The sequence below is a fragment of the Streptomyces bluensis genome, assembly GCF_014650715.1.
GTDB classification, from domain to species: Bacteria; Actinomycetota; Actinomycetes; order Streptomycetales; family Streptomycetaceae; genus Streptomyces; species Streptomyces bluensis.
This window is the reverse complement of record NZ_BMVM01000033.1, coordinates 51,838-58,740: the sequence shown is the minus strand read 5'-3', so window position 1 is coordinate 58,740 and position 6,903 is coordinate 51,838. Positions and strand designations below refer to the sequence as shown.

Here is a 6,903-nt window from a genome sequence, read left to right as displayed (position 1 = left end):
GACGTGGTCGGGGTCGAAGCTTCGTGGTCTGGCCATGCATCGAAGGTAAAGCCGACCCACCCTTCTTGACAAACCAGTACAGAACCGCCTAGGTTCCTTACCGTTCAGTCCACAACCATCCTGAGCTCACCGAACAGGCTTGGTCCGGGCGTGCAGGACCGCGATGCCGCGCAGGCGGCTTGGACGTTGAACTCATGACGTTCAGGGCGTCGCACGCAGCTCGGCGCAAGAACGAGCCAGCCGATGAGGGCTGCTTCAGAACCAATACTCCGGAGGACCTCATGACCGCGGTCAGTACGTACAACACCGCACCGGAAGGCACGATGTCCCGTGATTGCTGCTGACGAGACGTTCGACGGCACGTGGCCGTATCACGCCCGCTTCAACGAGGCGGCCGGCTTCCGCCAGCACTACGTCGACGAGGGCCCCGAACGGCCCGATCAGACGATCGTCATGCTGCACGGCGAGCCCACGTGGGGCTACGAGTGGCGCCACCTGATCGGGCCACTGTCACGTCACCATCGCGTGGTCGTTCCCGACCACATGGGCTTCGGCAAGAGCGAGACGCCCCAGGACCGCACATACGACGCGAGCGAACACATCCTCAATCTCGAATCGCTGCTCGTCGACACGCTCGACCTCACCGACATCACCCTGGTGGTCCGTGACTGGGGCGGCCCCATCGGCACCGGGTTCGCACTGCGTCACCCCGACCGGATCTCCCGGACCTTCGCGGTGAACACCGTGCTGCCTCTCGCCCAGGGCATCGAGGATCTGATGAAGGCCAACGGCGCCGAGAGCCGGTGGTTCCAGTGGGCCCAGTCGGCGCTCGCGGACGGTTCGTTCGAGCAGATCCTCGGAAACGCGGGTCACACCATCGCCCAGCTGATGATCGACCTGCAGCATGTCGCCCGACCGGAGATCGCCACGCCGACCTGGATCCGCGCCTACTCCAGCCCCTTCCCCACCCCCGCCGAGTCCCGCGGTGTCATCGCCTTCCCCCGGCAGGTCCTGGAGGGCCCGCAGGGCCCCCCGCCCGGCCCGCCGCCCATGGAAGCCATCGCCGCACTGCGCGCGGTGCCGGCAATGCTGGCCGTCGGGATGCGCGACACCGCACTGCTGCCCCAGTACGTGATCCCCTCGTTCCGGCTCAGCTACCCCGACGCACCCGTGGTCGAGATCCCGGGCGCCGGTCACTTCCCGACCGAGGACGCTCCCGAGACGCTGCTGGCACTGCTGGAGCTGTTCCTGCAGACGACGCCCGCCCGCACCTGAACCCTCAATGCCGAACGGGCGGCTCCGCCCGTGCGAAGCCGCCCGTTCACCGTGCGGCAGGTCGTGGCTACGAAGCCGAGCCGCCGCCGGGACGACGGTGCCCGGCCACGACACTCCGTCGTCGACGGCCTTCCCTCGTCCTCCGACTACACCTCACCCAATCAGTTTCCAGACGGCTTTCAGTCATGCCCGGCAAGCAGGCAGCAGGAGCGTCGCGCCGAGGTCAACGCCACCCTCCTCGGCTTCCTGAACGGCCGACCCACCCCCACCAGATGAAGGACACAACAATGACGGAACGCAATCCCATTCTGATCACCGGCGCCGGCGGCCAAGTCGGTGGCGTGAGCAGGCTGATGGTCGGCATGCTGCTCGAACAGGGCCACCCGGTGCGCGCGTTCGTGCGACGGGACGACGAACGCGCGCAGTCGCTGCGCGAGGCCGGGGCCGAGGTCTTCGTCGGCGACCTGCTCAAACTCGCGGACGTGGCCGCCGCGCTGAAGGGTGTCAAGCGCATCTACTTCAGCATGACCCCGCAGCCGTACTACGCCGATGCCCTCACCGTGATGGCCGCGGCGGCGCGCGCCCAGGGCGACATCGAGGCCTTCGTGCACCTGTCCAACTACGAGCAGTCGTACATGACGCTCGAGAAGATGACCGCACCGGACGAGGAGCGGCATTCCTGGCTCGGCGGAGTGGTCACGGACTGGTCACCACAGCAGCGGGCCCACTGGGTCTGCGAGCGGGTGCTGGACTGGTCCGGCCTGCCGACCATCAACGTGCGTCCGACCCTGTTCGCCGAGAACCCCCACCTGACCTGGATGCAACAGGGCCCGCTGAGCAACGGTGAACTGCGCCTGCCCTTCGGCAAGCAGCGGCTCGCGCCCATCGCCGTTCACGACGTGGCAGAGGTGTGCGTGAAGGTGCTGGTCGACCCCGCACCGCACATCTCGAAGTCCTACGCGCTCACCGGCCCGGAGCTGAAGGACATGTACGGGTTCGCTGAGGACTACGCAGCCGTGCTGGGACGCCAGGTCACCTACATCCCTGAGGAAGTGGAGGCCTGGAACGAGACCTTCCTCGACGAGACCGTCCTGCAGGAGTCCCTGGGCGATCCGGGTGCGGCCCGGCACGTGGCGGCGCACCTGAGGATCCAGACCAGGCTGATCGCCAGCGGGCGGTACGACGCCCTCTCCGACCAACTGGAAACCCTGCTCGGGCACCCGCCGCGGACCGTGCGGTGGGCGCTGGAGAACAACACTCGCCTGCGCGAACTGTCGGGCGCTCCGAACCGCTGAGCGCTCCGGAGTGACACCACACCGGAGTCCTCAGCCTGAGGGGTGGCTCTCAGGCGTCGGGGCGGGCGAACAATGGGCGCTGTCAACGAGCGGCGAACCAGGTGACAAGTAACCCCTGACTACGCCTTCGTCAACCGCGGTTACACCACCGCCCCGATGCTCGGGCCGCTGGCAGCTGAGCCGGACGCCCTTCGACCTGTCCGCCCGCACGGTCCGCGTGCGCGTCCTCGTCGACCGCATGTGCGTCGAGATGTTCGTCGACGACGGCCGTTACGCGCACTCGACCGTGGTCTTCCCCGACCCGTCCGACACCGGGCCGGCCCTGCTCACCATCAACGGGCAGGCGGTGTTCCGGCCGGTGGGATGGCCGCGACGGACGAGGTCGGCGGCGCCCGGCGCGCCGGGGCTCTCGTCGAGGAACAAGCGCGAGGGCCTCACCGGGCGCGCTCGGTTCCGCTTCGGCCGAGCTTCGGGGCCATGAGGTGGGGTGGGTCCCGCGTGAGGCAGCGGCCGCTGGGGCGTGATACGGGGGCTTCGGCTCGGCGTGACAAAATGAGGGGGGCCGTTCGTCCGTCCGTTGATACTGCGAGGTTCTTCGTGAGCAAGCCCGTGGCCCGCGAGCCGGTGCGCCGTAATGCGCGGTCCAACCGGGCGCGCATCCTGGCCACGGCCCGTGAGGAGCTGGGGCGGAACCCCGATGTCACGCTGGAGGAGCTGGCGCGGGCCGCCGGGGTCGTCCGGCGCACCCTCTTCGGGCACTTCCCGGGGCGGGCGGCGCTGGTGGAGGCGCTCGCCGAGGAAGCCGCCGAGACGTTGCGGAACACGGTGGAGGCCAGGCCGGAGCCGGGGGAGTCGGCCGAGCAGGCGTTGGCGCGGTGCGTACTCCGGATGTGGCCCGTGGGCGACCGCTACCGCATGCTGCTGGCGCTCACCCGGCGGGACCTCGGCTCCGAGCGCGTCGCCGAGGTGCTCGCGCCGGCCCGGGAGGCCGTCACCGGGATCGTGGAGCGCGGGCAGCGGGACGGCGTCTTCCACTCCCATCTGCCGCCGGCCGTGCAGAGCGCAGGCCTGATGGCGTTGATCGTGGCTCTGGTGGAGTCCGTCAACACCGGCGCGCTGGAGGACGACGGGCTGCGAATCGCCACGGCCACCCTCATCGCGGCCGGCGTGCCGGAGGATCGGGCGAGCGCGGTGGTCGAGGAGGTCGCGTCGGCGATGGCTACGGCTCTCCCTGCCCACGGCACCTGATTTCTCTCCGGCCGACCCGTTCGACGAGGTGTCCCGGGCGTCGTCGCGGCGGAAGGTGACCGACTTGCCGGAGAAGTGCGCGGTGAGGCCCTGCTCCGTGGTGGTGACCGAGCGCAGTCGGAGGCCGTCGGGGATGTTCCGCGGCGCGATCGGCTCGGCGAAGACCTGGACGAGCAACTTCTCACCGGCCTCGGGCAGGGCGAAGCGGCCCGCGAGCTTGAAGTCCTTGAAGATGACGCGGTTGCCGGAGGCCGCCGTAGCCCTGGGGCAGTTCCAGGCAGAGCGCAGGTCCGCGTACGACAGGAAGGCGGTCGCCTCCGCCGAGCGGACCCGGGCCTTGCTGCGTCGTCCGACTTCTCCGACTTCTCCAACCCGTCCATCCGTACGGCGAGTTCGGTCACCGGCAGCGGGCGGTCCGAGTCATCGGCGGGGATGTCGTGTGCTGCCGTGATGTCCAGCCGGTCGAGGGCGCCGGAGGGGGGTGGTACATCGGCATTCCTTCAAAGGGAGTTCGGGGGGCGGGGAGTTCGGGGCGGACATTCGGGTGAGTGGGATACGGGCACGGGGTTTTAGACGGGACTCGGGGGCGACCCGGACTTCCGTACCTGATCGACCTTCGCGGCGGCTGTGTCCGGGGCGACTCCGGCGGCGATGAGGGCGGCGGTGGCGGCGCCGGTGCCGTCGTCGGACCACAGGCCGCAGTCTGCGCAGTCGAGCAGGGTCAGCACTTGGGCCTCGATGGCTCGGGTGAGCGGATCGGGCGGGACGGTGGTCTGGAAGACGCCCTGTCGGCGGCCGCGGGCGAAGACCCTCGTGGCCATGTCGCGGGCGGGGGCCAGCAGTTCGTCGACGCGTGCGCGTGCGATGTCATGGCCGCGAGCCAGCCGGATGAGGGCGCGGTAACGGTCGCCGACGGGCCACACCATGAGGAGGAATCGCGCCAGGTCCGCGACGGCGTCTGGGGTCGGGGCCGGGGCACCCGCGACGGCGCGCCGGATCGCCTCCGCGGCCTCGGCGGCCAGGCCCTCGACGAGCGCGGCCCGGCCGGCGAAGTGGACGTACACGGTGCGCCGGGCCACACCGGCGGCATCGGCGATGTCCTCCAGGCCGCTGTCGGGGTCGCGGGTCAGTTCCCGCCGAGCCGCGTCGAGGATCCGGGCACGGGTGGCCCGCGCGTCGCGACGCTGCGCCGAAGTCGCGGTCGAAGTCGGCGAGGGGGATGAAGTCGGAGCAGGAGGGGGCGGCGTCTCGTGGGGCCGGGCCGGAGACCGTCTCGGCCTCATCGTCGGTGTTCGTGCTGGTCGGCTGGTCACGTCGGTACCTCGAGGGCGGGTGGGAGGAGGGAGTCATCGCGATAGTTGCACACCGAGGGGCAATAAACTAGTCTGCACATCGATGGGCAATTAAGTGCTTCCGCTCATCCGCCCGTCCCTCTCAGGAGCTACTGATGCCCTTCCTTGCGAACACCCCCGTGGAGAAAATGACCGGGCCTTACGCGCGGCGCTGGTGGGCGCTGCTCGTGCTGTGCCTGAGTCTGCTGATCACGGTGATGGCGAACACGTCGCTGATCGTCGCCGCCCCCGACATGACCACCGACCTGGGCCTGAGCAGCAGTGATCTGCAGTGGGTCGTCGACGGCTACACCGTTCCGTACGCGGCGCTGATGCTGGTGCTGGGCGCGATCGGCGACAAGTACAGCCGGCGCGGCGCGCTGGTGCTGGGTCTGCTGCTCTTCGCCGGCGGTTCGGTGATGGGGAGCATGGTCGACGAGACCTCGCTGGTCATCGTGGCCCGCGCGATCATGGGTGTCGGTGCCGCGGTCGTGATGCCGGCCACGCTGTCCCTGCTGGTCGCGACCTTCCCCCGGAGCGAGCGGGCCAAGGCCATCACCGCCTGGGCCGCGACCTCCGGGCTGGCGGTAGCCGTCGGCCCGCTGGTCTCCGGCTGGCTGCTTGAGGACCACGCCTGGGGCTCGACCTTCCTGATCAACGTGCCGATCGCCGTGGCCGCCGTGTTCGGCGCGCTCGCCCTGGTACCGCCGTCCAAGGCGCAGGGCATGGGCCGGATCGACTACGTCGGTGGTCTGCTGTCGATCGTCACCGTCGGCTCCCTGATCTACGCCGCCATCGAGGGCCCGCACTCCGGCTGGGGCGCCGGCCCCGTCACCGCCGCCGTGGTCGCCGGTGCCGGTCTGGTCGCCTTCATCGCCTGGGAGCTGCGCCACCCGCACCCGATGCTGGACGTCCGAAAGTTCGCGCTGCGGCCCTTCACCGGCTCGATGCTCGCGGTGATGTTCTTCTTCTTCGGCATGTTCGCCGTGATCTACTACTCGACGCAGTTCCTGCAGTTCGTCCTCGGCTACGGCGCCCTGGACACGGGTGTACGGCTGCTGCCGCTGGCCGGTGCGGTGTTCCTCGGGTCCGCGGTGACCGGGATGCTCGCCCCGAAGCTGGGGGTGAAGGCGATGGTCGTGACCGGCATGGCCATCGGCACGGCGGGCATGTTCCTGCTCACCCAGATCGACAAGGGGTCGACGTACGGGGACTTCCTGGCACCGATGATGATGCTGGGCCTCGCGCTCGGACTGGCCATCTCCCCGGCGACCGACACGATCATGGGCTCCTTCCCCGAGTCCGAGCTGGGCGTCGGCGGCGGGGTCAACGACACCGCGCTGGAACTGGGCGGGGCGCTGGGCATCGCGGTGCTGGGCTCGCTGCTGGGCACGGCCTACCGCGACGAGCTGACCGACCTGGTGGGCAACCGGCTCCCGGGCGAGGCGATGGAGACCGCCAAGGACTCGGTCGGCGCCGGCCTGGCCGTCGCGGAGCGGGTCGCACAGGATCCCTCCGCCGGGCCCCAGCAGGCCCAGGCCGCCGTGGACGCCGTCCACCAGGCCTTCGCCCACGGAGTCGCCCAGACCAGCCTCATCGGCGGGATCATCATGGCCGCCGGAACCCTGATCGTCCTCGCGGTCCTGCCGGGCCGGCGCGGCTTCGCGAAGCAGAGCACCGAGCCGGGGGCCAGGACGACGGCACGCGAGGCGGCCACTGCGCGGGAGCACACCGGGGCCACCCGCTAGATCGCC

Annotated in this window: 6 protein-coding genes; 5 read left to right on the top strand and 1 reads right to left on the bottom strand. The window is 70.1% G+C overall.

What is annotated here, in order from left to right:
- Positions 1-330: 330 nt before the first annotated feature.
- The 4 genes from IE262_RS38575 to IE262_RS38560 all read left to right on the top strand — a co-directional run bounded on the left by IE262_RS38575 (position 331) and on the right by IE262_RS38560 (position 3,818).
- Positions 331-1,275, top strand: coding sequence for an alpha/beta fold hydrolase (locus tag IE262_RS38575; RefSeq protein WP_189880274.1), 945 nt, complete (start codon positions 331-333; stop codon positions 1,273-1,275).
- Between the two features lie 287 nt (positions 1,276-1,562).
- Positions 1,563-2,570 carry an NAD(P)H-binding protein gene (locus tag IE262_RS38570; RefSeq protein WP_189880272.1) on the top strand — a complete coding sequence of 336 codons (1,008 nt, stop codon included), beginning with the start codon at positions 1,563-1,565 and terminating at the stop codon, positions 2,568-2,570.
- Positions 2,571-2,787: 217 nt separating this feature from the next.
- Positions 2,788-3,051, top strand: coding sequence for a GH32 C-terminal domain-containing protein (locus IE262_RS40405; RefSeq protein WP_308432855.1), 264 nt, complete (start codon positions 2,788-2,790; stop codon positions 3,049-3,051).
- A gap of 116 nt (positions 3,052-3,167) precedes the next feature.
- Positions 3,168-3,818: a TetR/AcrR family transcriptional regulator gene (locus tag IE262_RS38560; protein WP_189880270.1), complete on the top strand. Its 651-nt coding sequence runs from the start codon at positions 3,168-3,170 to the stop codon at positions 3,816-3,818.
- 569 nt (positions 3,819-4,387) lie between these two features.
- Here the strand turns inward: IE262_RS38560 and IE262_RS38555 are convergent.
- Entirely contained in the window at positions 4,388-5,101 is a 714-nt protein-coding gene (locus IE262_RS38555; RefSeq protein ID WP_189880268.1) for a TetR/AcrR family transcriptional regulator, read from the bottom strand.
- 164 nt (positions 5,102-5,265) lie between these two features.
- Between IE262_RS38555 and IE262_RS38550 the strand changes: the two genes are divergently transcribed.
- On the top strand, positions 5,266-6,897 hold the full coding sequence (locus IE262_RS38550; protein ID WP_189880266.1) for an MFS transporter: 1,632 nt from the start codon (positions 5,266-5,268) through the stop codon (positions 6,895-6,897).
- Positions 6,898-6,903 lie beyond the last annotated feature (6 nt).